This is a genomic window from Stenotrophomonas rhizophila, assembly GCF_003651185.1.
Classification (GTDB): Bacteria; Pseudomonadota; Gammaproteobacteria; order Xanthomonadales; family Xanthomonadaceae; genus Stenotrophomonas; species Stenotrophomonas maltophilia_Z.
Genome location: NZ_RCDC01000004.1, coordinates 1,975,838 through 1,998,490 on the forward strand (window position 1 = coordinate 1,975,838; position 22,653 = coordinate 1,998,490).

Sequence of the window (22,653 nt, forward strand, 5' to 3'; positions counted from 1 at the left end):
AACGGCGCCCCGCCGGCGAACCGGCGGGGCGCACGCAATCACCAGCGATAGCCGATGCGGGCATACCAGCGACGACCCAGCAGGTCATAGGTCATCGTGTCGGTATTGGCGTCGGTGTAGCTCTGGATGAAGGGCGCCTTCTTGTCGAACGCGTTGTCCAGACCCACGGTCAGGTCCAGGGCGGGCGTCGCGGCGTACTTGGCCTGCAGGTTGTGATACACCACGCTCGGCGCGTGGTCGCCAATCGCGCCACGCGCGGCATTGATGTCGTCGGTGCGGCCGATGTACTGCGCGGTCCAACTGCCCGACCATGCCTCACGCGAGAGATTCACTGCGCCCAGCGCGCGCCATTTCGCATAGCTGCCACGGCCACCGGTGATCTTGCCGGCGTACTCGATCACCGCCGCGCCGGCGTAGGGACGCACGTCGTAGCGATGCAGGTAGGAGGCATCGATGCTGACGCTGGCATCGACCCCGGCCAGCCCGAACTCGTACAGCGCGCCGAGGTCGACGCCGGTGGCGCGTTCGTTGGCGGCATTGACCGGCTGCGAGGACAGGAAATCCACCTCGCCGGTGCGCGGGTTGCGGGTGAAGTTGCTGGCATCGCAGAACGGATGCGCCAGGCCTGGCGTGTTGTAGCAGATCGCCAGCTTGGTCGAGCCCGCCACGCGCTGGATCGCATTGGTGATACGGATGTTGTAGTAGTCCGCGGTCAAGGTGAGCCCGGACAGGAACGTCGGTGTCCACACCACGCCCGCGGTGACCGAGGTCGCGTCTTCCGGGCGGAGCTGCGCGTTGCCCCCGGAGGTGGTCAGGATGGTATTGCCCGGCTGCACGTAGTTGGCCGGCACCCCTGCCGCCTGGCAGTTGCCCCGCACTACCGAGTCGGCCGGCAGGCTGCTCCAGCGGCTGCACGGATCGGTGGTGGTCAGATTACCTTCGGAGATGCCCCCGAAGAGTTCGGGAATGTTCGGAATACGGAACGCGGTCGCATAGGTACCGCGCAGTTTCAGCGTGGAATTGACCTGCCAATCCAGGCCGACCTTGTAGTTCATGTCACGGCCGAACAGGTCGTAATCGGACAGGCGTGCGGCCAGGTTGAGGTACAGCGAATCGGCGATCACGCTGTCCTGCAGCAGCGGCACCGCCAGTTCCACGTACGCCTCCTTGGCGGTGTACTCGCCGGAGATCGGGTCCTGCTGGTTGGTGTTGCCGATGCCCAGGGCGGTCAGCACATCCGGGTTGCGCCAGCCACGCTCCTTGCGCACTTCCACGCCGGTGGCCACGCCCACCCAGCCGGCGGGCAGCTCCACGAGCTGGCCGCTGAGGCTGGCGGTGAAACTCTTCTGTTCGTTGCCACCGGTATCGCGCGAGGTGTAGAGGATGTAATCCAGCACCTCCCTGGAGAGATTCCCGTAGCCCAGGTAGTTGCCGCACGGAATCGCGGCCCCCGGCAGGGGGCTGCAGATGGCCCGGTTCAACGTCTGCTCGACGCGATCCAGGTTGGCCACATTGTCCGAGCCGTCCACACCGGTGTTGCGGCCCAGGTTGAAGGCCGTCGACCAGTCCCAGCCCACGCCGAACTGCCCCTGCAGACCCACGACGGCGCGGTAGGTATTGGTCTCCTGCGAGAAGTGTCGCGGGCCGGCTTCTTCCAGGCGCCGGCGTTGCAGCAGCAGATCCTGCCCGGTGGGATTGGTCGGGTGGTTGGCAGCGATGTTGATGGGGCGATAGACCCCCAGCGAACCGGCGGTGGCCAGCTGAACGGACTGGCGGTTGGTGTACATCAGTTCGGTGAACACCCGCACGCTGTCACTCAGCTGATTGTCGCCGAACACACTCAGGCTCAGCCGCTTGATCGGGTTGACCGCGTTGAGCGTGGGATTGCCGTTGTAGTTGTGCTTGGCCGCGTTGTAGGTTTCAAACAGCGGATCACCCGGGTTCTGGCGGAAGTTGATGCGCGCGCCATCGGCCAGCAACGCGCGCCCGCCGATCGTCGCCGAACTGCCCGAACAGACCAGCTTGCCGCCCGATTCGATCAAGCCACACGGCGCGCGCGAGGCCATGTTCACGGTGCCGCCTTCGGCGTAGTTGATCCCGGCAATCAACGAGCCACGCTCGCCGGTCACGCCCCAGGCCAGATCGACCGCCGTGTCATCCCCATCGCCCCGGGTGGTTTCGCCATAGCGTACCGAGGCCTGCACCCCGTCGAAGCCCTTCTTGGTGATGATGTTGACCACGCCGGCCACCGCATCGGCACCGTAGATGGCCGAGGCACCGTCCTTGAGCACTTCAACGCGCTCGATCAGCGCCACCGGAATGATGTTCAGGTCCACTGAACTGTTGGCCCCGGTGCCGCCATTGACGATACGGCGGCCATTGAGCAGCACCAGCGTGCGGTTGATGCCCAGGCCGCGCAGGTTGACCTGGGTCGTGCCGTAGCCGTTTTCGGCCCAGTAGGCGTTGCTCTGGCTGCCCGCGAAACCGGCCGAGGCCGGCAGGCGCTGCAGCAGGGTATCCACCGAGGTGGCGCCCGAGCGCTGGATGGTTTCGGCATCGATCACGCTGACCGGGCCGACGCCGGACAACTGGGCGCGCTTGATGTGGCTGCCGGTCACCTGGACCGTATCCAGGGTGCGTGCGCCGGCCTGGCCGGGCTGGCTTTCCTGCGCGTGCAGCGATGGGGTGACGGCCGCACTCAGCAGCGTGCCGATGGCCAGGGCCAGGGCATGGGTCTTGACGTACATGTTCTCTCTCCCGCTTGGGGTCTTGTCTGGTGGCAAGATCCGCGGGCCACGATGGCCACGGCGGATCACATCAGGCGCCGTATCGACGCCGGAACGACAAGATCAGGCGATGGGAGGTCGGAAGACGCGCGAGAGCTTCCGGGGCGGAACCTCCAGCGGCGGGAACAGCGTGTCCATCGAAATCGGCGAATGCCGCGTGGCGAACAGCGTGGTGGCCGAAGGCGGATAGAAGGTCAGCACGCAGACGCAATCGCAGGCCGCGCGGTCCGCGCAGTCGGCATCCCCGCGGTGTTTGCTGCGCTCGTGGTTGCCATGCGCGGCCAGCGCCGGTGCGGCGTCCTGCGGGGGAAGGTCGCAGGCCTCGCCCGCCGTACCGTCCTGCGCGGCCACCAGTGAACCGCTGCCGCTCATCGCATGCAGGGCCATGCGCGTGCTCGCCCACGCACCGAGGACGCCATCGGCACCCAGCAGAGCGATCAGCAGCAATGGCAGCATCAAGCGGTAGGACATGGGGCGCTCAACAGCCTCGGTTTATTTGTATATACAAAACATTGAATAGCGCGTCGGTCGGGGCGCGTCAACTCCCCTCCCCCCTTTACGACGTCGGCGTCTCCCTTGCCGGCTGCGCGTTTCCCCACGCAGATATCCGTCCTGTCGGCCTCTGCCAGCTCCCTTCCCGCCGATGCCACCCGCATCGACCCGGTTCACGCGCCAGCGTCCATCCTGCGTTGCAGCATAGCCAGCGCGCACGTCGCCGCCAAGCGCCACCATGCCTGTTCGGGTGCGATGTCGCCTCTATTTTTACAAGCAACGATGGATATCGATCGCTCGTTACACATGCAACTTTTTGCGTGGCCCTGTCAGGCGCTTGTCCAGACCTCACCCGCGTTCCGTAAACTTGTCCGCACGCGCGTCATCGCGCTTCTTTTCATCGTGACAGGACCTCTCCCATGACCCTTCCCGCCTCCCTCCGCGAGCACCCCGGCGTCGCTGCCGACGTGCCTGCCGAGACCGCTGGCTTCGTGTTCAACCACACCATGCTGCGCGTCAAGGACGCCACCGCCTCGCTGGATTTCTACACCCGCGTGCTCGGCTTCCGCCTGATCGACCTGCGCAACTTCCCCGAGGCCGAGTTCAGCCTGTACTTCCTGGCGCTGCTGCCGGCCGGCACGCAGATCCCCGAGGGCGACGACGCGCGTCGCGTGTGGATGGCCGGCCTCCCCGGCGTGCTCGAACTGACCCACAACCATGGCACCGAAAACCAGGACGGCCCGGTCTATCACAACGGCAATACCGACCCGCGCGGCTTTGGCCATATCTGCGTGTCCGTGCCGGACATCCAGGCCGCCTGCAAGCGCTTCGATGAACTGCAGGTGCCTTACCAGAAGCGCCTGGAAGACGGCCGCATGAAGCACCTGGCCTTCATCAAGGATCCGGACGGCTACTGGGTGGAGATCATCTCCAACACCCCGATCGCCTGATCCCGAACGCACCGCGACGCGCCTGCCTCCATCGGCGCGTGGCGGGCGCTACGGCTGGACCTGGAACTCGAACGCCGCATAGAACGGCGCCTGCGGTGGTATGAACAGGGTTTTCCCCGCAAACCCTGCGTCCACACAACGCGCGACAGCCGCGTCGCCTTCGCGCCACGTCCGCACCACTTTGCCCTGCGCATCCAGCTGCAACACCACGGTGAATGCGGCAAGTGTCTCCGGCGCGGGGGTCGGCATGCAGCGCGTGAAGGCGGCACCCCCAACCTCGCTCATGCTGTCCAGCATCTCCGTGTAGGCCGCCGGGGTCAGGCTGGCCTCATCGCGCTGCGCCCATGCACGCACCTGGTCGTAGCCCGCGTCGCCGGCGACCGCCTGCGCCATCATCACCATCCACAGCATCGTGCCTCCTCCGCCTGCGCGTTCATGACACCAGCGCGCAGCGTAGGTCAGCGCGCGGGCGGGCGGAAGGGCCTGGGCCGACACAGGCCGGCGCCTGGTCAGCAAGGTCGACACCGCGCCCATGCCACGCGGGGCCTGCGGTGGTATACCTGCGCCCGTCCCACTACCCAATGGAGTCGGTATGGAAACGATGGAACTGCACCGCGGCCGCCTGATCGATCACCTGCAACTGGTGGTCAGGGATCTGGCCGCCAGCCGCCGCTTCTACCAGGCCGTGTTCGACACGATCGGCATCCCGATCGCCGGTGAAGGCGATACCTATTTCTGGGCCGATGAGCTGTTCGTTTCCACGCCGGACAGCGAGGCGGCGCTCGGCCAGCTCACCGGTCGCCACCATCTCGCCTTCCAGGCCCGCGACCGCGCCACCGTCGAGGCCTTCCACCGGGCGGCACTGGCCAACGGTGGCAAGGACAACGGTGCGCCGGGCGAGCGGCCCTACCACCCCGGCTACTACGCCGCCTTCGCACTGGACCCGGATGGCAACAACATCGAAGTGGTGTTCCATGGCCCGGCCATCTACAGCGCGGACTCGGTGAAGGTGACCTTTGAAGGCTGAGGCGTAACCTGAATTCTTCAGGGAGTATCTGATGCGTCTCACTGGATGAGATCGTGCCCCGGTACGGTCTTTCCATGGAGACGATCCGCAAACTGGCCATCCTTGCCGATGCCGCGAAATACGATGCGTCCTGCGCCTCCAGCGGCGCGGGCAAGCGTGATTCGCGCGCGTCCGGCGGCATCGGCAGCACCGAGGGCATGGGCATCTGCCACAGCTACACGCCGGATGGCCGGTGCGTGTCGCTGCTGAAGATCCTGCTCACCAACTTCTGCATCTACGACTGCGCGTACTGCGTCAACCGCGTCTCCAGCAACGTGCAGCGGGCGCGCTTCAGTGTGGAGGAAGTGGTCGCGCTGACGGTGGATTTCTACAAGCGCAACTACATCGAAGGCCTGTTTCTCTCCAGCGGCATCATCCGTAATGCCGATTACACAATGGAGCAGATGGTGGAGATCGCGCGGGTGCTGCGCGAGGAGCACCGGTTCGCCGGGTACATCCATCTGAAGACCATTCCCGAAGCCTCGCCGGAACTGCTCGCCGCCGCGGGGCGCCATGCCGATCGGCTGTCGATCAATATCGAGCTGCCGACCGAGGCCGGGCTGGCCAGTTTCGCCCCGGAGAAATCGCTGCCATCGATCCGGGGGGCAATGGGCGAGCTGCGCTGGCGCATCGAGGAGGCCAAGGAGGCGGGCAAGTCCGATGCAGGTACCGCCGCGACATCGGCCGCTTCACCGATGCCGGCACCCGCTGCGCGTGGCCGCCGGGCGCGCGCACCGCGCTTCGCGCCGGCCGGCCAGAGCACACAGATGATCGTCGGTGCCGACGGTGCCAGCGACCAGCAGATTCTCGGTGCAGCGGACAACCTCTACGGCAACTACCGGATGCGCCGGGTCTACTACTCCGCCTTCAGCCCCATCCCCGATGCCAGCAAGGCACTGCCGCTGCAGGCACCGCCGCTGGCACGCGAGCACCGCCTCTACCAGGCGGACTGGTTGCTGCGCTTCTACGGGTATGGCGTGGACGAGATCACCAGTACCACCCAGGGCGGCATGCTCGATCTGGACATCGACCCGAAGATAGCTTGGGCGATCCGCCATCCCGAGCGCTTTCCGGTCGATCTCAACCTCGCGCCCAAAGAGCTGCTGCTGCGCGTGCCGGGCCTGGGCGTGCGCAACGTCAAGCGGGTGTTGATGGCACGCCGCCATGGGCGCTTGCGGGTAGCCGATGTGGCACGCCTGCGCGCGCCGATGAGCAAGCTGCTGCCGTTCGTGCAGCTGGCCGACCACCACCCGCGCAAGCAGCTGGATGACCCGGTCACGCTGCGCGCGCGCCTGGCGCCGCCGCCGAAGCAGGGCTCGCTGTTCGATGCGGTTGCCGCACACTGAAATGGCGCGATGGAGCGTTCGCATTGACCCGCCGTGGTCGCTGCAGGCGTGGCGCGATGCCGCGCGCCTGGCCTTGCGCCACGCCGTGGCACCCGAGCAGCTGGACTGGCTGCACGGCGAAGAAGCCTCGCTGCTGGATGCCCCGTCGCTGCAAGGCACCGACGCAGAGGCCGGCGCACCGCACGACGCTCCTACCTATGTGGCCAAGGTGTTCGTCGAACTGGCCGCTACGTGCCTGTGCCACCGCGACCCGCAGCGCTTGTCGCTGCTGTATCGCATGCTGTGGCGCATCGCCCACGGCGAGCGCAGCCTCCTCTCCAACCCCACCGACCCGGACGTGCTGCGCGCGATGGCGCTGAGCCAGGCAGTACGCCGCGACTCGCACAAGATGAAGGCCTTCGTGCGCTTCCGCGAGGTGCCGGGTCAACAGGATGCGTTCATCGCCTGGTTCGAGCCGGAGCACCACATCGTCGATCGCGTCGCTCCGTTTTTCGCGCGCCGCTTCGCCGGGATGCGCTGGGCGATTCTCACGCCGGGGCGCAGCGCGCACTGGGATGGCCAGGCGCTGTCATTCGGCCCCGGCGGCCGGCAGAGCGATGCGCCAACCGAGGATGCGCGCGAGGAGTTGTGGCGGACCTATTACGCCAACATCTTCAATCCGGCACGGCTGAACACCCGGATGATGCAGCAGGAGATGCCGGCGAAATACTGGAAGCATCTGCCCGAAGCCACGTTGCTGCCGCAGCTGGTGCGTGATGCCGGTGACCGCGTGCAGGAGATGCACGATCGGCAGGCGCAGGCACCGCGGCGACGCATTCCTGTACCCGCCACCGGCGCGCCAGCAGTCACGGACACTGCACCGGCCACGCTCGGCGCACTGCGCGATGCTGCCTCGGCATGCCGCCGCTGCCCGCTATGGGAACCGGCCACGCAGACGGTGTTCGGTGAAGGGCCGCCGAACGCATCGATCATGCTGGTCGGCGAGCAACCCGGCGACAGCGAGGACCTCAGCGGCCACCCGTTCGTAGGCCCGGCAGGACAGCTGCTCGACCGTGCGCTACGTGAGCTCGGCATCGAGCGCAGCGCGCTGTACCTGACCAATGCGGTCAAGCACTTCCGCTTTGAACGGCGCGGCAAACGGCGCATCCACAGCAAGCCGCAGCTCACCCACGTCAACGCCTGCCGGCCGTGGCTGATGGGGGAAATCGAGAAAGTGCGCCCGCAGGTGATCGTCTGCCTGGGCGCCACCGCGGCCACGGCCGTGTTCGGTGCGGGCTTCAACCTGATGGCGAACCACGGGCGCTGGCACGTCCTGGATGACGGCACGCGCGCCTTTGCGACGGTGCATCCATCGTGGGTGCTGCGGCAACCGGACGGTGAGGCGCGCGATGGCGCCTATCGGTTGCTGAAGAATGACCTTGAGCAGCTCGTCGAGATCAACCGCAAGCACTGACCTCGTACGGGGTTGCCGGCCAGTGGCCGGCAATGCCCGTCAATGTCGATGGCGCTATCTCAGTGCGCGGCCATGTAGATGTCCTGCAGCACCGCCTTTTCCAGCTCCAGTTCGCTGAGGAGATTCTTGACGATATCGCCCAGACTCAGGATGCCGACCAGCTTGGCGCCCTCGGTCACCATCAGGTGACGATGGCGGGAGTACGTCATCAGCGCCATGGCCTGTTTGAGCGTCGCGTCCGGACCGATGCCTTCCAGCCCGGCCGACGGCAGGCTGGAAATGACCCGGCGGCCCGCCTGGGGGCCATCTTCCGCAAGGCTGCGCACGATGTCCTTCTCGGACACGATCCTTACCGGCGCATCATCTTTCATGACCACCAGGGCGGCGATCTTGTGCGCGCTCATTTTGTGCGCGGCCGCACCGATGGTGTCTTCCACATCGATGGTGACGATGGCTTCTTTCTTGGATTGCAGGAGTTCGCGGACGTTCATTCTTGTTTCCTGTTACAGGTTACTGAAGTCGAGAGATGCGCCTGGTTGCAGCGAGGTCGGTGGCAGTGCCACGCGGTCCTCGGTCACTCGATTCTACGACCGCACCCTGGGCCAGGAGTTTGCAAATCTGGGACGGTTCGTCGTGGAAAGCGTGAACGACCCTGAGAATGGCACCGTGACTAAAACCGTCGCTGAATGCCGCCGCAGGGTGAGACTAAAGTTCCGGTACCGATTGCCGGGTAGCCACCCCATGGGGTGGCTCTGCAACAGGCTGATCGCACAAAAAAAAGGGTGACCCCGCAGGGCCACCCTGGATACGTGTCAGCGCCGCGTCGGCGGCGGACACATCACTCCACCGTCACGCTCTTGGCCAGGTTGCGCGGCTTGTCCACGTCTGTCCCGCGGGCCAGTGCGGTGTGGTAAGCCAGCAACTGCACCGGGATGGTGTGCACGACGGCGCTCAGCGCGCCCACATGGCGTGGGGTGCGGATCACATGCACGCCGTCGGACTCGACGAAGTTGCTGTCCTGGTCGGCGAACACGAACAGCTCACCACCGCGCGCACGCACTTCCTGCATGTTGGATTTGACCTTCTCCAACAGGCTGTCGTTCGGGGCGATCACCACCACCGGCATGTCCTCATCCACCAGCGCCAGCGGGCCGTGCTTGAGCTCACCGGCCGGATACGCCTCGGCGTGGATATAGGTGATCTCCTTGAGCTTGAGCGCGCCTTCCAGCGCGATCGGGTAATGCAGGCCACGCCCCAGGAACAGTGCACTGCTCTTGCGTGCGAAGCGTTCGGCCCATGCGGCGATCTGTGGCTCCATGTTCAGCGCGTGCTGCACGCTGCCCGGCAGGAAGCGCAGCTGCTCCAGGTAGTCCGCTTCCTGCACGGCATCGATGCGGCCATGCAGCTTGCCCAGCACCACGGTGAGCTGGAACAGTGCCGCCAGCTGCGTAGTGAAGGCCTTGGTCGAGGCAACACCGATCTCGGCACCGGCACGGGTGTAGCAGACCAGTTCACTGGCGCGCGGAATCGCACTCTCGGGCACATTGCAGATCGAGAGCGTATGCAGATGGCCGAGCGACTTGGCGTACTTGAGCGCTTCCATCGTATCCAGCGTTTCGCCGGACTGGGAGATGGTGACGATCAGGTGCTTGGGATTCGCATAGGCGGCGCGGTAACGGTATTCGCTGGCGACTTCCACGCTGCACGGCAGGCCGGCAATCGCTTCGATCCAGTAACGCGCGGTCAGGCCGGCGTAGTAGCTGGTGCCGCAGGCAAGGATCTGCACGCCTTCGATACCCGACAGCACGGCTTCGGCATTCTTGCCGAACAGGGTCGCCGGGAAGCCACCGGCGTCGATCGCCGCTTCGATGGTGTCGCCCAGCGCGCGCGGCTGCTCGTGGATTTCCTTCTGCATGAAGTGGCGGTACGGGCCCAGCTCCAGCGACGCCAGCGACACATCCGACAGGTGCACCTCACGCACGATCGGCTGGTTGTGCTCGTCGTAGACCTGCACGCCGTCGCGGCGGATGTCGGCGGTGTCGCCCTCTTCCAGGAAGATCACCGTGCGGGTGGCCTGGAGGATCGCCGAGACATCGGAGGCGACGAAGTTCTCGCCCTCGCCCACGCCGACCAGCAGCGGGCAGCCCATGCGCGCGCACACAAAGTGCTCCGGCTCGGCACGGCTCATCACCGCCAGCGCGTAGGCACCGGTCAATTCCTTGACCGTGCGCTGCAGCGCCGCCAGCAGGCTGTCGCCTTCCTTGAGGTGATGGTGCATCAGGTGCGCGATCACTTCGGTGTCGGTCTGCGACTCGAAGGTGTAGCCCAGCGCGCGCAGCTTCTCGCGCTGTTCTTCGTGGTTCTCGATGATGCCGTTGTGGACCAGTGCCACGCCGTGGCTGATGTGCGGGTGCGCATTGGCCTCGGTCACGCCACCGTGGGTGGCCCAGCGGGTGTGGCCGATGCCGAGCAGCGATTGGAAACCTTCGCTCGTGGCGGCCTTCTCCATCTCGGCCACCCGGCCGGTACGGCGCACACGACGGACATCAGGCTCGGCGGCGGCGGTATCGATCACGGCAATGCCGGAGGAGTCGTAGCCCCGGTATTCCAGTCGCTTCAGGCCTTCGATGAGGACCGGTACCACGTCGCGATGCGCGATCGCTCCCACAATGCCGCACATAGATTCAGATCCCAGCTGGTTAGCCTCGCATTCTAGCGTGGCCGCCCCGGCGGCTTGGGCGCTGTCGGCTTAACGAAAGTGTCCGGTCCGGTGTCCGCGGACACGCGGACACGCCGCCCCGATCGCAAGCCCTTGTTTTGAAAGGGTGAAAAGTTGGCACGAAGTCTGCTTTGGTACTTCACAACCCAACCGCGAACGAGCCCCATGATCCGCGACACTTCCGCCCAGGACCAGACCCTTTCCTCGCATGCCGCGCCCGCCCCGTGGAAGCGCTGGCTGTGGCCGGCGGTCGCCGCCCTGGTCGTGCTGCTGGCGATCGGCTTCGCCGCCCGCGCCTGGCTCGGCGCCAGCCGCTCGTTCGACAGCGCACGTGTCCGCGTGGCCGAGGTCACCCGGGGCGACATGGTCCGCGACATCGCTGCGGACGGCCGTGTGATCGCGGCCAACAACCCGGTGCTGTATGCGATCTCCGCCGGCAACGTGGATCTGAAGGTCGTGGCCGGTGATGTGGTCAAGCAGGGCCAGGAGCTGGCCGTGATCGACAGCCCTGAGCTGCGCAGCAAGCTGGCCCAGGAACAGGCCACGCTGGCCGGGCTGCAGGCCGAGGCGAGCCGCGCGAGCCTGGATGCCACGCTGGCCCGCGCCACCGCCCAGAAAGACACCGACCAGGCCGTGATCGAACGCCAGGCCGCGGTGCGCGACCTGGAGCGCTACAAACGCGGCTTCGATGGTGGCGCGGTGCCGCAGGTGGATGTCGCCAAGGCCGAGGACACCGTCAAGAAGAGCGACATCCAGCTCGAGCACGCCCGCAAGGACGCCATGCTCAAGGCCCAGGGCGCCGATCTGGATGCGCGCAACAAGCGCCTGCTGGCCGACCGCCAGCGCGCCGTGGTCACCGAAGTCGAACGTCAGGTCGACGCGCTCACCCTGCGCGCGCCGTTCGATGGCCAGGTCGGCCAGGTGCAAGCCACCCAGCACACCAACGTCGTCGCCAATGCGCCGATCCTGGGCGTGGTCGACCTGTCCCGCTTCGAGATCGAGATCAAGGTGCCGGAGAGCTTCGCGCGCGAGCTGTCGATCGGCATGCCGGCACAGCTGACCGGCGGCAGCGGCCAGTTCGCCGGTGAGATCTCCGCGGTGTCCCCGGAAGTGGTCGCCGGTGAGGTCAACGCCCGCATCCGCTTTGCTGACAAGCAGCCACAGGGCCTGCGCCAGAGCCAGCGGATGCAGGCACGCGTGCTGCTCGATACCCGCCGCAACGCACTCAAGATCGAACGTGGCCCGTTCGTCGAACAGGGCAACGGCTACGCCTACGTCATGGACGGCAGCAGTGCGGTCCGTCGCCCGGTCAAGCTCGGTGTGAGCAGCTTGGGCGAAGTGGAAATCCTCTCTGGCCTGCAGCCCGGCGATCGCGTCGTGGTGTCCGGCAGTGATCTGTTCGGCGACGCCGAGCGCGTCTCCATCAACTGATTCAGTCCCTTTCGATCTTCTCGACCCTCAAAGGAAAACAGCCATGCTTGAAATGCGCTCGGTCGCCAAAGTCTTCCGCACCGAACAGGTGGAAACCCATGCCCTGCGGTCGCTGGACCTGCATGTCCGCGAAGGGGAGTTCGTCGCCGTGACCGGTCCGTCCGGTTCTGGCAAGACCACCTTCCTCAACATCGCCGGCCTGCTGGAGACCTTCACCAGCGGCACCTATCTGCTCGATGGCCAGGACGTCAGCCAACTCGGTGACGACGCCCGCAGCCGCCTGCGCAACCAGAAGATCGGCTTCATCTTCCAGGGCTTCAACCTGATCTCCGACCTGAACCTGTTCGACAACGTCGATGTGCCGCTGCGCTACCGCGGCATGCCCGCGGCCGAACGCAAGCAGCGCATCGAGCACGCGCTTGGCCAGGTGGGCCTGGCCTCGCGCATGAAGCACTACCCGGCCGAACTGTCCGGTGGCCAGCAGCAGCGCGCCGCGATCGCACGTGCACTGGCCGGCAGCCCGCGCCTGCTGCTGGCCGATGAACCGACCGGCAACCTGGACAGCCAGATGGCCCGGGGCGTGATGGAGCTGCTGGAAGAGATCAATTCCAAGGGCACCACGATCGTGATGGTCACCCACGATCCGGAACTGGCCGCGCGCGCCAAGCGCAACGTGCACATCGTCGATGGCCAGGTCACCGACCTGCTGCGCGATCCGGTGCTCGCCACGCCGCGCCCCGCGGTTGCCGCCGCCATCGCCAACGACTGAGGCCGGCCATGATTGCTTACTACTTCCGACTGGCCCTGCGCAGCTTCCGGCGCAACAAGGTGCTGACCGCGCTGATGGTGATCGCCATCGCGCTGGGTATCGGCGCTTCGATGACCACGCTGACCGTGTTCCATGTGTTGTCCGGTGATCCGATTCCGCAGAAGAGCGACCGGCTGTTCAGCGTCCTGGTTGATCCACAGCCCCTGCTCGGTTATCAGCCCGGAGAAGAGCCCGCCGATCAGCTGACCCGATTCGATGCGGACAAGCTGCTTCGTGAGAAGCATGCCAAGCGCCAGGCGATGATGACCGGCGGTGGCGTCACCATTGAGCCGGACAGCAGCACGCTGCGCCCGTTCAGCACCGATGCGCGCTACACCTCGAGCGATTTCTTCCCGATGTTCGATACCCCGTTCCTGTACGGCCAAGGGTGGAAGGAGACTGAGGATGAAGGTCGCGGCCGGGTCGCGGTGATTTCCAAGACACTCAACCAGAAGCTGTTCGAGGGCGCCAACAGCGTCGGCAAATCGGTGCGCGTCAACGGCAACACCATGACCGTCGTTGGCGTGCTCGGCGACTGGCACCCCAATCCGCACTTCTATGATCTGTATACCGGTCGCTACGGCGACAGCGAGGACGTCTTCCTGCCGTTCTCCACGGCGATCGAGTTGAAGTTCGACCGCAACGGCAGTATCGACTGCTTCGGTCGTCGCAACGAGACCGATCCCACCGGGCCCAGCGCAAGCTGCACCTGGATCCAGTACTGGGTGGAGCTGGAAAACCCCGGCCAGGCCGCAGAGTACCGCCGCTACCTGGAGAACTACTCCGATCAGCAGCGTGCTGCCGGTCGCTTTGAACGACCCAACAACGTGCGCCTGCGCAATGTCATGGAATGGCTGGACTTCAAGAAGGTCGTCCCCGGTGATGTGCGCCTGCAGTTGTGGCTGGCGATGGGCTTCCTGCTGGTCTGCCTGATCAACACGGTGGGCCTGCTGCTGGCCAAATTCCTGCGTCGCAGTGGTGAGATCGGGGTACGCCGTGCGCTGGGTGCCAGCCGTGGCCAGATCTTCCTGCAATCGTTGATCGAGGCCGGCACGGTCGGCCTGGCCGGGGGCCTGCTCGGCCTGGTACTGGCGATGGTCGGGCTGTATGCAGTGCGCCAACAACCCGTGGACTACGCCAAGTTGGCCACGCTGGATGGACAGATGCTGCTGATGACCTTCGCGCTGACCCTGGTCGCCAGCCTGCTGGCTGGATTCCTGCCGGCGCTGCGCGCCATGCAGGTCACGCCCGCCATCCAACTCAAATCGCAGTAAGGATCCGGAGCACACCATGGATATCCGTCCCATCCTCTCCACCCTGCGCCGGCACAAGACCGCCGCGGCACTGATCGTGCTGGAGATCGCCCTGACCTGCGCCATCGTCTGCAATGCGCTGTTCCTTATTGGTCAGCGCATCGAAAAGATCAACCAGCCCAGCGGCATCGCCGAAACCGAACTGATCGAAGTCAGGCTGGGCGGCATCGGCCCCCAGGTCAACGCCGTGGCACGTACCCGCGAGGATCTGGCGGCGTTGCATGCGCTTCCCGGCGTCAAAAGCGCAGTGACGCTGAATCAGATCCCGTTCCGCAACAGCTCCTGGAATACCAGCCTGGGCCTGGTCCCCGACCAGGAGCGCCCAACGCTGAGCTCCTCCCAGTACTTCGCCCGGGAAGGTGCGCTGGATACGCTGGGCGTGGAGCTGATCGCCGGTCGCGATTTCCAGCCCGATGAATATCGCGATCTGGAAGAGGTCAAGAACGACGAAGTCGCGGCGGACAAGGGCTCGGCGGTGGTTGTCACCAAGGCAATTGCCGACAAGATGTTCCCCGGCGGCGATGCACTGGGCAAGACGATCTACAGCGGCTCCATGCCGCTGCGCATCATCGGCATCGTCAAGGTGCTGGCCCGCCCGACGGCACGTGATGGTGACACGCAGTTCTCGATCGTGCTGCCGCTGCGGACCACCTATGACGAGGGCTTCTACCTGGTGCGTGTCACCGATCCAACCCGCCGCGACGAAGTGCTCAAGTCCGCCGTCGCAGCCCTGGAGCGGGTGGACGCCAGCCGCCTGGTGCACGGCAAGTACACCTACGAGGAACAACGCAACAAGTACTTCGCCAATGACCGCGCCATGGTCGGCCTGCTCATCACCGTGTGCGTGGCATTGCTGGTCGTCACTGCACTGGGCATCGTCGGCCTGGCCAGCTTCTGGGTGCAGCAGCGCACCAAGCAGATCGGCATCCGCCGTGCGCTGGGGGCAACCCGCAGCCAGATCCTGCGCTACTTCCAGACCGAGAACTTCCTGTTGGCCACCGTGGGGATCGTGTTGGGCATGTTGATGGCCTACACGATCAACCTGTGGCTGATGAACAACTACGAGCTGCCGCGCATGCCCATCAGCTACCTGCCGATCGGCGCGGTGCTGCTGTGGCTGCTCGGCCAGATCGCTGTCTTCGGCCCGGCCCGTCGTGCCGCCGCCGTCCCCCCTGCCGTTGCCACCCGGAGTGCCTGAAATGCGCCAGACCAAACTCGCTACCCTGTTGTTCTCCCTCCTGCTGGCCAGCGCTCCCGCGCTGGCCGCCACCCAGACCGATACCGCGCGCCTGGAGTGGCGCGATGACAGCCACCACCTGGTGGTGGATGCCCGGGATGGCATCGTGCGCGTTACCACCACCGAGCCAAGCACCTATTTCGGCGTGCGCAGCGGCGATCGGATTCTGCGTGTGGATGGCCAGCCCGTCCGGCGCATGGCCGACCTCACCCATGCACTGGTCGGCAACAAGGCCACCCGGGTGCCCGTCGTCGTGCTGCGCAAGGGCGACCAGGTGACCGTCGATGTCAACACCGCCGCCTGGAGCGACGTCCTGGCAGTGCAGACCCCGCCCATCCCCCAGGCGCCTGGCGCCGGCAACTGAGCCAAGCGCGCCGGGCCATCTGCCCCTTGGCCCGGCGCTCCGGTACTCTTGATTCCACTTCCGGCCCTACGCTGACGCATGCCCTCGATCCTGATCATTGACGACAACGCCAGCGTCGGCACCGCCCTAGACGTGCTGTTCTCGCTGCACGACATCGAGGCGCTGCATGCGATCTCGCCCGAACAAGGGCTGGCGATCCTGGAACAACAGCCGGTGGATCTGGTGATCCAGGACATGAACTTCACCGAAGACACCACCTCCGGCGAAGAAGGCGAAGCATTGTTCCAGCAGATCCGCGCGCGCCATCCGGATCTGCCGGTGATCCTGTTGACCGCCTGGACACATCTGAGCAGTGCGGTCGATCTGGTCAAGGCGGGCGCCGCGGACTACCTGGCCAAGCCATGGGACGACCGCAAGCTGCTGATCACGGTCAACAACCTGCTGGAGCTGTCGGAAACCCGCCGCGAACTGGACCGCCGCCGCGACCGCGAGCAACGGGATCGCTCGGCGCTGGAGGCCCGCTACGATCTGCGCGGCGCCGTGGTGGCCGATCCGGCCAGTGAGCGTGTGGTCAACCTGGCCTGCCAGGTGGCACGCTCGGCACTGCCGGTACTGATCACCGGCCCCAACGGCGCAGGCAAGGAGAAGATCGCCGAGATCATCCAGGCCAACTCGCTGGTAGCCAAGGGGGCGTTCGTCGCGCTCAACTGCGGCGCGATTCCGTCCGAGCTGATCGAGGCGGAGTTGTTCGGTGCCGAGGCCGGTGCCTACACCGGTGCCAACAAGGCACGCGAAGGCAAGTTCGAGGCCGCCGATGGCGGCACCCTGTTCCTGGATGAGATCGGCAATCTCTCTGCCAGTGGACAGATGAAACTGCTGCGCGTGCTGGAAACCGGCCGCTTCGAACGACTGGGCTCCAACCGCGAGCGGCAGGTCAAGGTGCGCGTCATCAGTGCGACCAACGCCGATCTGCCCGCGATGATCCGCGATGGCCAGTTCCGCGAGGATCTCTACTACCGCCTCAATACCGTCGAGCTGGCGCTGCCACCGCTGGCCGAGCGGCCCGGCGACATCCTGCCGCTGGCCGAACGCTTCCTGGACAGTGGCAAGCCACTGTCCACCGCTGCGGCCACCGCGCTTCAGCGGCATCCCTGGCCGGGCAATGTGCGCGAGCTGCGCAACGTGCTGCAGCGCGCCCAACTGTTCGCCACCGGACCGCGCATCGAGGCAGGCGACCTCAACCTGCCGCGCGCCGCGGCCCCGCGCGCGGCCAGCCCGACCGTGGACCCGGACCGCAGCCGCATCGAAACCGCACTGGCCCACAACCACGGCATCATCGCCCAGACGGCGGCCGAGCTCGGGCTCAGCCGCCAGGCGCTGTATCGGCGCATGGACCGTTACGGCATCCCGCGCGAATGAAGCGGCGCTCGTTCACCTTCCGGCTGTTCCTGCGCCTGCTGCCGGTGCTGGCACTGGCGGCTGCATTTCCGTGGTATCTGGCGTTCTGGCTGGACCATGGCTGGGCGGTTACGTGCATCTCGGTTGTCGTGCTGCTGGCGCTGATGTGGTGGAGCCTGCGCCGCGCGACGGCGCCGATCCGCTCATTGCTGCGCGCCCTGTCCGGCACCACCAGCAGCTACCGCGACGGCGAATACAACTTCGGCATCTATTGGCCCTCCAATGATGAGCTGGGCGATCTGGTCCAGGCCCACCGCGAACTCGGCGATGTGCTGCGTGCGCAGCGCCAGGACCTGGTCCAGCGCGAGCTGCTGCTGGACACCATGGTGCAGAACACGCCGGTGTCGATGCTGTTGCTGGCGCACGGCGGCGACGGCGTGCAGCGCGTGGTGTTCTCCAACCTGGCGGCGCGCAAGCTGCTGCACAACGGTTGGAAGCTGGAAGGCCAGCGCATGGACGACGTCATGGCGACGATGCCGATCGAGCTGCGCGATGCCATCGCCCGCGGGGGCGACAGCCTGTTCGCGGTGCGCGGGGAAGGCCAGGACAATGATGATGAACGTGATGAAGACGACGAGCAGATCTATCACCTGTCCCGCCGCAACTTCCATCTCAACGGCCGCCCGCACGACCTGCTGTTGATCCGCCTGCTGACCGCTGAGCTGCGCCGTCAGGAAGTGCAGACCTGGAAGAAGGTGATCCGGGTGATCAGCCACGAGTTGAACAATTCGCTGGCCCCGATCGCCTCGTTGGCGCATTCCGGTGGCGAGCTGGTCCGGCGCGGCAAGACGGAACGGCTGGAAGAAGTGTTCACTACCATCGAAGAGCGCGCCCGCCACCTGGAAGGGTTCATCCGGGGCTACGCGCGCTTCGCCAAGCTGCCGCAGCCGCAGTTGCAGACCGTGCAGTGGAACCTGTTCCTGACCGGCCTTCAGCACCAGATCCCGTTCCGCATGGCCGGAATTCCCGATGATCTGCACAGCCGGGTGGACATCGCCCAGCTCGGGCAGGCGCTGTTGAACCTGCTCAAGAACGCGCATGAAGCCTGCGCGGACGCCGAACCACCGAATGAGGATGTCGAGCTGCGCCTGACCCGCCTGCCGCAGTGGCTGCGGCTGGAGGTATTGGACCGCGGCAAGGGCATGAACGAAGCGGTGCTGCAGAACGCGTTGATGCCCTTCTATTCCACCAAGCGCAACGGCACCGGCCTCGGCCTGGCGCTGACGCGCGAGATCGTCGAAGCGCACGGCGGCCGCATTTCATTGCAGAACCGCCGCGAAGGTGGCCTGTGCGTGGCGGTGTTCCTGCCTGCCGACACCCGCTAGCGCCGGCCGCAGGCCGGCACTACTTCTTCGTGGGGCGCTTCCAGCCGTCGATGGTTTCCTGGCGTGCGCGTGCGACGGTCAGCTTGTCCGCAGGCGCGCCACGGGTGATCACCGAGCCGGCCGCCACCGTGGCGCCCTCGCCGATCACGACCGGCGCAACCAGCGAGCTGTTGGACCCGATGAAGGCACGGTCGCCGATGGTCGTCTGCGATTTGTTTACGCCGTCGTAGTTGCAGGTGATGGTGCCCGCGCCGATGTTGACCTTGCTGCCGATCACTGCATCACCCAGGTAGGTGAGGTGGTTGGCCTTGCTGCCCGCGCCGAGCACGACCTTCTTGGTTTCCACGAAGTTGCCGACGTGCGCGCCCTCCGCGAGGACGGTACCTGGACGCAGCCGGGCGAACGGACCGATCTCCGCCGCGCCTTCGCTGATCACCCCGTCCAGATCGCAGTGCGGCTTGACCACGGTGCCCGCGGCCAGGCTGACATCCTTGAGCCGGGTGAACGCACCGATGCTGACGCCATCGCCCAGCACCACGCGTCCCTCCAGGATCACGTTGACGTCGATCTGCACGTCACTGCCCACGGTCACCGTGCCACGGATATCCAGCCGTGCCGGGTCCAGTACGCGCGCGCCCTGTGCGCACAACGCACGCACTTCACGCAGCTGCCAGGCGCGTTCGAGCTGGGCCAGCTGCCACGGGTCGTTGGCACCCTCGGCGTCCTGCGGATCCTGCACGAACGCCATCTCGGCCGGGGTGTAATCGCTGGCTGCCGCAGCAAAGATGTCGGTCAGGTAGTACTCGCCCTGCGCGTTCGCATTGGAGAGCTGGGACAACCAACGGCGCAGTGCCGTGGATTCGGCGGTGATGATGCCGGTATTGATGGTGCGGATGCTGCGCTGTTCGTCGGTGGCGTCTTTCTGCTCGACGATCGCGCCGACCTTGCCCTCGGCATTGCGCACGATGCGGCCATAGCCGGTCGGATCGGCCACCTCGGCCACCAGCACGGCCAGGCGGCCCGGCTGCGACAGCAGGTGGCGCAGCGTCTCGCCGCGGATCAACGGCACGTCGCCGTACAACACCAGAACGGTTGCCGCATCCGGCACTTCCGGCATGGCCTGCAGCACGGCATGCCCGGTGCCCAACTGCTCGCCCTGCTCGGCCCAGCGCAGGTCAGGCTGATCGGCAAATGCCTGGCGCACCGCTTCGCCGCCATGGCCGTACACCACGTGGATCGCTTCAGGCTGCAGCTGGCGTGCGGTGTCGATGACGTGGGCGAGCATCGGGCGCCCGGCGATCGGCTGCAGCACCTTGGGCAGGGCCGACTTCATGCGCTTGCCGGCGCCGGCGGCCAGGATGATCACGTGCAGGGGCTGGGTCATGGGTAGATCACGTTCCGGGAATCGTTGATGGGAATTCTAGTGCGACGCTCGTTAACATGTGGGATTGTCCGCACCCGGAGTGCACGTGAGTCTCCTCCGCCAAGGTAGCCGCTATCTCGTCGTGGGCCTGATCCAGCTGGTGTTGGACTGGGCCGTGTTCGTGGCTGCCACCGCATTGGGAATGCCAGCCGCACCCGGCAACCTGCTGGGGCGCGTGAGCGGCATGCTGCTCGGCTTCTGGCTCAACGGCCGCTACACGTTCGCCCACGATGGTGAACACCGTCTGGGCTGGCCGCGGTTCGTGCGCTTCGCGCTGCTGTGGGCGGTGCTGACCGGGATCAGCACGCTGCTGGTGACGCTGACCGCCGAGCACATGGGGCTACGCTATGCGTGGCTGGCCAAACCCTTGGTCGAAGGCGCACTGGCCGGTCTGTCGTTCCTGCTGATGCGGACCCTGATCTTCCGCTGATCCGGCGTACCGGGAGGCAGGCAAAAAAAACGCCGGCAAGCCGGCGTTTTCCCCTTCGCGGATGGCGCCGTCGCGCCGCCCCGCTTAGTGCTTGAGGTTCTTGCGCAGGCGCTCAAGCGCCTGCAGCTGGGCGGACACTTCCGCCAGGCGCTGCTGCGCTTCGGCCACTTCCATTGCTTCACCACGGTTGGCCAGGATGCGCTCGGCTTCTTCCTTGGCCTTGCGGACCGAGGCTTCGTCGATGTCCTGGGCACGGATCGCGGTGTCGGCCAGCACGGTCACGACCTGCGGCTGCACTTCGAGAATGCCGCCGGAGATGGCGAAGTCGATCTGCTCGCCGCTCGGCGTGGTCACCACCACCTTGCCCGGCTTCAGGCGGGTGATCAGCGGGGCATGCTTGGGCGCGATGCCCAGCTCACCCAGCTCACCGGTGGCCACGACCAGGGTCGCCTCACCACGGAAGATTTCCTGCTCGGCGCTGACGATGTCGCAACGGATGGTGCTCATGAAACTCTTCTCGCTTTAGGGCGGGCTCGCGCCCACCGCAGGATGTCCTCAGCGGTGGGCCTGCGCCCACCCCGTGTGACGGGTCGGGACGGGCATCTCGCCCGTCCCCGCCGCATCAGGCCTTTTCAGCCATCTTCTTGGCCTTCTCGACCGCTTCTTCGATGCTGCCGACCATGTAGAACGCCTGTTCCGGCAGGTGGTCGTATTCGCCATCGACGATGGCCTTGAAGCCACGGATGGTGTCCTTCAGCGACACGTACTTGCCCGGCGAACCGGTGAACACTTCGGCCACGTGGAACGGCTGGCTGAAGAAGCGCTCGATCTTGCGGGCGCGGGTCACGGCCTGCTTGTCTTCTTCGGACAGTTCGTCCATGCCCAGGATGGCGATGATGTCCTTCAGTTCCTTGTACTTCTGCAAGGTCTGCTGGACGCGCTGGGCGGTGTCGTAATGCTCGTGGCCGATGACCAGCGGGTCCATCTGGCGGCTGGTCGAGTCGAGCGGATCCACGGCCGGGTAGATACCCAGCGAGGCGATCGAACGCGACAGGGTCACGGTCGAATCCAAGTGGGCGAAGGTGGTGGCCGGCGACGGATCGGTCAAGTCATCGGCGGGCACGTAGACGGCCTGGATCGAGGTGATCGAGCCGTTCTTGGTGGAGGTGATGCGCTCCTGCAGGACGCCCATTTCCTCGGCCAGGGTCGGCTGGTAACCCACGGCCGACGGCATACGGCCCAGCAGTGCCGACACTTCGGTACCGGCCAGGGTGTAGCGGTAGATGTTGTCGACGAACAGCAGCACGTCCTTGCCCTTGCCGTTTTCGTCCTTCTCATCGCGGAAGTACTCGGCCATGGTCAGGCCGGTCAGCGCGACGCGCAGACGGTTGCCCGGCGGCTCGTTCATCTGGCCGTACACCATCGCGACCTTGTCCAGGACGTTGGAGTCCTTCATCTCGTGGTAGAAGTCGTTGCCCTCACGGGTACGCTCACCCACGCCGGCGAACACGGACAGACCGCTGTGCGCCTTGGCGATGTTGTTGATCAGTTCCATCATGTTGACGGTCTTGCCGACGCCGGCGCCGCCGAACAGGCCGACCTTGCCGCCCTTGGCGAACGGGCACATCAGGTCGATGACCTTGATGCCGGTTTCCAGCAGCTCGGTGGCCGGGGACTGGTCTTCGTACGACGGCGCGGCACGATGGATTTCCCACGTGTCGCTGGCGGTGACCGGACCGGCTTCGTCGATCGGGCGACCCAGCACGTCCATGATGCGGCCCAGCGTGCCTGCGCCGACCGGCACCGAGATGGCGCGTTCGGTGTTGGTGGCGACCAGGTTGCGCTTCAGGCCGTCGGTGGAGCCCAGCGCGATGCAACGGACCACGCCGTCACCCAGCTGCTGCTGCACTTCCAGCGTGATTTCGGTGTTGTCCACCTTCAGCGCGTGGTACACCTTCGGCACCGACTCGCGGGGGAATTCGACGTCGACGACGGCGCCGATGATCTGAACGATCTTGCCCTGACTCATTGCTGCAATCCTCTAATGTGTGC

General features: G+C 65.9%; 20 protein-coding genes. 12 read left to right on the forward strand and 8 right to left on the reverse strand.

Annotated elements, in window-relative coordinates; genetic code table 11:
• Positions 1-38: 38 nt before the first annotated feature.
• Together BCL79_RS08755 and BCL79_RS08760 are read right to left on the reverse strand one after the other, a co-directional pair.
• Complete coding sequence (locus BCL79_RS08755; protein ID WP_121040030.1) at positions 39-2,747, reverse strand: TonB-dependent receptor; 2,709 nt, start codon at positions 2,745-2,747, stop codon at positions 39-41.
• Between the two features lie 102 nt (positions 2,748-2,849).
• The gene (locus BCL79_RS08760) at positions 2,850-3,257 is read right to left on the reverse strand and encodes a CopL family metal-binding regulatory protein (protein ID WP_121040033.1); all 408 of its coding nucleotides are present in this window, start codon (positions 3,255-3,257) and stop codon (positions 2,850-2,852) included.
• A gap of 440 nt (positions 3,258-3,697) precedes the next feature.
• On the opposite strand from BCL79_RS08760, the gene gloA reads away from it, so the two are divergent.
• The gene (gene gloA, locus BCL79_RS08765; RefSeq protein WP_088433782.1) at positions 3,698-4,228 is read left to right on the forward strand and encodes a lactoylglutathione lyase; all 531 of its coding nucleotides are present in this window, start codon (positions 3,698-3,700) and stop codon (positions 4,226-4,228) included.
• A 48-nt stretch (positions 4,229-4,276) separates the two neighbouring features.
• Here gloA and BCL79_RS08770 read toward each other — a convergent pair whose 3' ends face one another.
• A complete protein-coding gene (locus BCL79_RS08770) occupies positions 4,277-4,639 on the reverse strand; it encodes a hypothetical protein (protein WP_121040036.1) in 363 nt (120 codons plus the stop codon).
• 181 nt (positions 4,640-4,820) lie between these two features.
• Between BCL79_RS08770 and BCL79_RS08775 the strand changes: the two genes are divergently transcribed.
• From BCL79_RS08775 to BCL79_RS08785, 3 genes are all read left to right on the forward strand, one after another.
• The gene (locus BCL79_RS08775; protein WP_121040039.1) at positions 4,821-5,255 is read left to right on the forward strand and encodes a VOC family protein; all 435 of its coding nucleotides are present in this window, start codon (positions 4,821-4,823) and stop codon (positions 5,253-5,255) included.
• A gap of 74 nt (positions 5,256-5,329) precedes the next feature.
• Positions 5,330-6,640, forward strand: coding sequence for a putative DNA modification/repair radical SAM protein (locus tag BCL79_RS08780; protein ID WP_121040042.1), 1,311 nt, complete (start codon positions 5,330-5,332; stop codon positions 6,638-6,640).
• Between the two features lies 1 nt (position 6,641).
• Positions 6,642-8,093 carry a UdgX family uracil-DNA binding protein gene (locus BCL79_RS08785; RefSeq protein WP_121040045.1) on the forward strand — a complete coding sequence of 484 codons (1,452 nt, stop codon included), beginning with the start codon at positions 6,642-6,644 and terminating at the stop codon, positions 8,091-8,093.
• A 59-nt stretch (positions 8,094-8,152) separates the two neighbouring features.
• On the opposite strand, the gene BCL79_RS08790 is transcribed toward BCL79_RS08785, so the two are convergent.
• Positions 8,153-8,584 (reverse strand): CBS domain-containing protein, encoded by a 432-nt coding sequence (locus tag BCL79_RS08790; RefSeq protein WP_088433777.1) that lies wholly within the window; start codon positions 8,582-8,584, stop codon positions 8,153-8,155.
• A gap of 347 nt (positions 8,585-8,931) precedes the next feature.
• Positions 8,932-10,773, reverse strand: coding sequence for a glutamine--fructose-6-phosphate transaminase (isomerizing) (gene glmS / locus BCL79_RS08795; RefSeq protein WP_121040048.1), 1,842 nt, complete (start codon positions 10,771-10,773; stop codon positions 8,932-8,934).
• A gap of 204 nt (positions 10,774-10,977) precedes the next feature.
• Between glmS and BCL79_RS08800 the strand changes: the two genes are divergently transcribed.
• The 7 genes from BCL79_RS08800 (at position 10,978) to BCL79_RS08830 (ending at position 18,748) form a co-directional block, all read left to right on the forward strand.
• On the forward strand, positions 10,978-12,243 hold the full coding sequence (locus BCL79_RS08800; RefSeq protein ID WP_121040051.1) for an efflux RND transporter periplasmic adaptor subunit: 1,266 nt from the start codon (positions 10,978-10,980) through the stop codon (positions 12,241-12,243).
• Positions 12,244-12,286: 43 nt separating this feature from the next.
• The gene (locus BCL79_RS08805; protein ID WP_121040054.1) at positions 12,287-13,012 is read left to right on the forward strand and encodes an ABC transporter ATP-binding protein; all 726 of its coding nucleotides are present in this window, start codon (positions 12,287-12,289) and stop codon (positions 13,010-13,012) included.
• An 8-nt stretch (positions 13,013-13,020) separates the two neighbouring features.
• Positions 13,021-14,325 carry an ABC transporter permease gene (locus BCL79_RS08810; RefSeq protein ID WP_121040057.1) on the forward strand — a complete coding sequence of 435 codons (1,305 nt, stop codon included), beginning with the start codon at positions 13,021-13,023 and terminating at the stop codon, positions 14,323-14,325.
• A 16-nt stretch (positions 14,326-14,341) separates the two neighbouring features.
• On the forward strand, positions 14,342-15,562 hold the full coding sequence (locus BCL79_RS08815; protein ID WP_121040060.1) for an ABC transporter permease: 1,221 nt from the start codon (positions 14,342-14,344) through the stop codon (positions 15,560-15,562).
• Between the two features lies 1 nt (position 15,563).
• Positions 15,564-15,965 (forward strand): PDZ domain-containing protein, encoded by a 402-nt coding sequence (locus BCL79_RS08820; RefSeq protein WP_121040063.1) that lies wholly within the window; start codon positions 15,564-15,566, stop codon positions 15,963-15,965.
• Positions 15,966-16,043: 78 nt separating this feature from the next.
• A complete protein-coding gene (locus tag BCL79_RS08825) occupies positions 16,044-17,384 on the forward strand; it encodes a sigma-54-dependent transcriptional regulator (protein WP_121040066.1) in 1,341 nt (446 codons plus the stop codon).
• A complete protein-coding gene (locus tag BCL79_RS08830) occupies positions 17,381-18,748 on the forward strand; it encodes a sensor histidine kinase (RefSeq protein ID WP_121040069.1) in 1,368 nt (455 codons plus the stop codon). Before BCL79_RS08825 ends, BCL79_RS08830 begins: the two co-directional genes overlap by 4 nt.
• Positions 18,749-18,767: 19 nt before the next feature.
• On the opposite strand, the gene glmU is transcribed toward BCL79_RS08830, so the two are convergent.
• Positions 18,768-20,132, reverse strand: coding sequence for a bifunctional UDP-N-acetylglucosamine diphosphorylase/glucosamine-1-phosphate N-acetyltransferase GlmU (gene glmU / locus BCL79_RS08835; RefSeq protein ID WP_121040072.1), 1,365 nt, complete (start codon positions 20,130-20,132; stop codon positions 18,768-18,770).
• 85 nt (positions 20,133-20,217) lie between these two features.
• Here glmU and BCL79_RS08840 point away from each other — a divergent pair, with 85 nt between their 5' ends.
• The gene (locus BCL79_RS08840; protein WP_121040075.1) at positions 20,218-20,601 is read left to right on the forward strand and encodes a GtrA family protein; all 384 of its coding nucleotides are present in this window, start codon (positions 20,218-20,220) and stop codon (positions 20,599-20,601) included.
• A gap of 84 nt (positions 20,602-20,685) precedes the next feature.
• On the opposite strand, the gene BCL79_RS08845 is transcribed toward BCL79_RS08840, so the two are convergent.
• Together BCL79_RS08845 and atpD are read right to left on the reverse strand one after the other, a co-directional pair.
• Complete coding sequence (locus BCL79_RS08845) at positions 20,686-21,108, reverse strand: F0F1 ATP synthase subunit epsilon (protein WP_019183637.1); 423 nt, start codon at positions 21,106-21,108, stop codon at positions 20,686-20,688.
• A 115-nt stretch (positions 21,109-21,223) separates the two neighbouring features.
• Positions 21,224-22,630, reverse strand: coding sequence for a F0F1 ATP synthase subunit beta (atpD, locus tag BCL79_RS08850; RefSeq protein WP_121040078.1), 1,407 nt, complete (start codon positions 22,628-22,630; stop codon positions 21,224-21,226).
• Positions 22,631-22,653 lie beyond the last annotated feature (23 nt).

Excerpts from the sequence above, each read along its gene's own strand:
- BCL79_RS08805 (WP_121040054.1), top strand. The coding sequence starts at position 12,287 with ATGCTTGAAATGCGCTCGGTCGCCAAAGTCTTCCGCACCGAACAGGTG.
- gloA (WP_088433782.1), top strand. The coding sequence starts at position 3,698 with ATGACCCTTCCCGCCTCCCTCCGCGAGCACCCCGGCGTCGCTGCCGAC.
- BCL79_RS08815 (WP_121040060.1), top strand. The coding sequence starts at position 14,342 with ATGGATATCCGTCCCATCCTCTCCACCCTGCGCCGGCACAAGACCGCC.
- BCL79_RS08785 (WP_121040045.1), top strand. The coding sequence starts at position 6,642 with ATGGCGCGATGGAGCGTTCGCATTGACCCGCCGTGGTCGCTGCAGGCG.
- BCL79_RS08775 (WP_121040039.1), top strand. The coding sequence starts at position 4,821 with ATGGAAACGATGGAACTGCACCGCGGCCGCCTGATCGATCACCTGCAA.
- atpD (WP_121040078.1), bottom strand. The coding sequence starts at position 22,630 with ATGAGTCAGGGCAAGATCGTTCAGATCATCGGCGCCGTCGTCGACGTC.
- BCL79_RS08800 (WP_121040051.1), top strand. The coding sequence starts at position 10,978 with ATGATCCGCGACACTTCCGCCCAGGACCAGACCCTTTCCTCGCATGCC.
- glmU (WP_121040072.1), bottom strand. The coding sequence starts at position 20,132 with ATGACCCAGCCCCTGCACGTGATCATCCTGGCCGCCGGCGCCGGCAAG.
- BCL79_RS08790 (WP_088433777.1), bottom strand. The coding sequence starts at position 8,584 with ATGAACGTCCGCGAACTCCTGCAATCCAAGAAAGAAGCCATCGTCACC.
- BCL79_RS08825 (WP_121040066.1), top strand. The coding sequence starts at position 16,044 with ATGCCCTCGATCCTGATCATTGACGACAACGCCAGCGTCGGCACCGCC.
- BCL79_RS08770 (WP_121040036.1), bottom strand. The coding sequence starts at position 4,639 with ATGCTGTGGATGGTGATGATGGCGCAGGCGGTCGCCGGCGACGCGGGC.
- BCL79_RS08760 (WP_121040033.1), bottom strand. The coding sequence starts at position 3,257 with ATGTCCTACCGCTTGATGCTGCCATTGCTGCTGATCGCTCTGCTGGGT.
- BCL79_RS08755 (WP_121040030.1), bottom strand. The coding sequence starts at position 2,747 with ATGTACGTCAAGACCCATGCCCTGGCCCTGGCCATCGGCACGCTGCTG.
- BCL79_RS08780 (WP_121040042.1), top strand. The coding sequence starts at position 5,330 with ATGGAGACGATCCGCAAACTGGCCATCCTTGCCGATGCCGCGAAATAC.
- BCL79_RS08810 (WP_121040057.1), top strand. The coding sequence starts at position 13,021 with ATGATTGCTTACTACTTCCGACTGGCCCTGCGCAGCTTCCGGCGCAAC.
- BCL79_RS08830 (WP_121040069.1), top strand. The coding sequence starts at position 17,381 with ATGAAGCGGCGCTCGTTCACCTTCCGGCTGTTCCTGCGCCTGCTGCCG.
- glmS (WP_121040048.1), bottom strand. The coding sequence starts at position 10,773 with ATGTGCGGCATTGTGGGAGCGATCGCGCATCGCGACGTGGTACCGGTC.
- BCL79_RS08845 (WP_019183637.1), bottom strand. The coding sequence starts at position 21,108 with ATGAGCACCATCCGTTGCGACATCGTCAGCGCCGAGCAGGAAATCTTC.
- BCL79_RS08820 (WP_121040063.1), top strand. The coding sequence starts at position 15,564 with ATGCGCCAGACCAAACTCGCTACCCTGTTGTTCTCCCTCCTGCTGGCC.